At 45.2% G+C, this 609-nt stretch carries 2 tRNA genes and 1 rRNA gene; all 3 read left to right on the top strand.

Features of this window, described 5'->3' with window-relative positions:
- The first annotated feature begins 92 nt into the window (after positions 1 to 92).
- Positions 93 to 166 (top strand) — tRNA-Ile (locus ACFFIX_RS27885).
- A 17-nt stretch (positions 167 to 183) separates the two neighbouring features.
- A tRNA-Ala gene (locus ACFFIX_RS27880) sits at positions 184 to 257 on the top strand.
- Between the two features lie 129 nt (positions 258 to 386).
- Positions 387 to 609, top strand: a 23S ribosomal RNA gene (locus ACFFIX_RS27875); the annotation flags it as partial.

Genomic DNA, 609 nt, shown 5'->3' with positions numbered 1-609 from the left:
GCTGGTGTTGTTTATTCAAGATATGATTCCGTAATGATACGGAAGAGAGAAAGTAAGAAGCCGGGTCTAATTAAACAGACTAGGTTGAACTTAGTCCTATAGCTCAGTTGGTTAGAGCGCTACACTGATAATGTAGAGGTCGGCAGTTCAACTCTGCCTGGGACTACGAACGGAATCAAGTTCGGGGGATTAGCTCAGCTGGCTAGAGCATCTGCCTTGCACGCAGAGGGTCAACGGTTCGAATCCGTTATTCTCCACTCCATCGGAAACGTAAGAAACGAAGATGAACGATCTATGACATATTGTACAAGCAAACAGTAATTTTAGTAGTAAAGAGCTGAAAGTATATATCATCCCGCTGGCACGCAAGTGTGAGCGAATGGATAAGGAAAGTAAAGAAGGGCGCATGGCGGATGCCTTGGCTCTCGGAGGCGATGAAGGACGTGATAAGCTGCGATAAGTCACGGGGAGGTGCAAATAACCTTTGATCCGTGAATCTCCGAATGGGACAACCCGATATCCTGAAGGGATATCACCTTACATAGTAAGGAGCTAACGCAGGGAACTGAAACATCTTAGTACCTGCAGGAAAAGAAAATAAATAATGAT

The organism is Metabacillus herbersteinensis (assembly GCF_042433335.1).
Lineage (GTDB): Bacteria > Bacillota > Bacilli > Bacillales > Bacillaceae > Metabacillus > Metabacillus herbersteinensis.
Note: the sequence above shows the minus strand (reverse complement) of the source record. Positions and strands in the feature narration are given on the sequence as shown.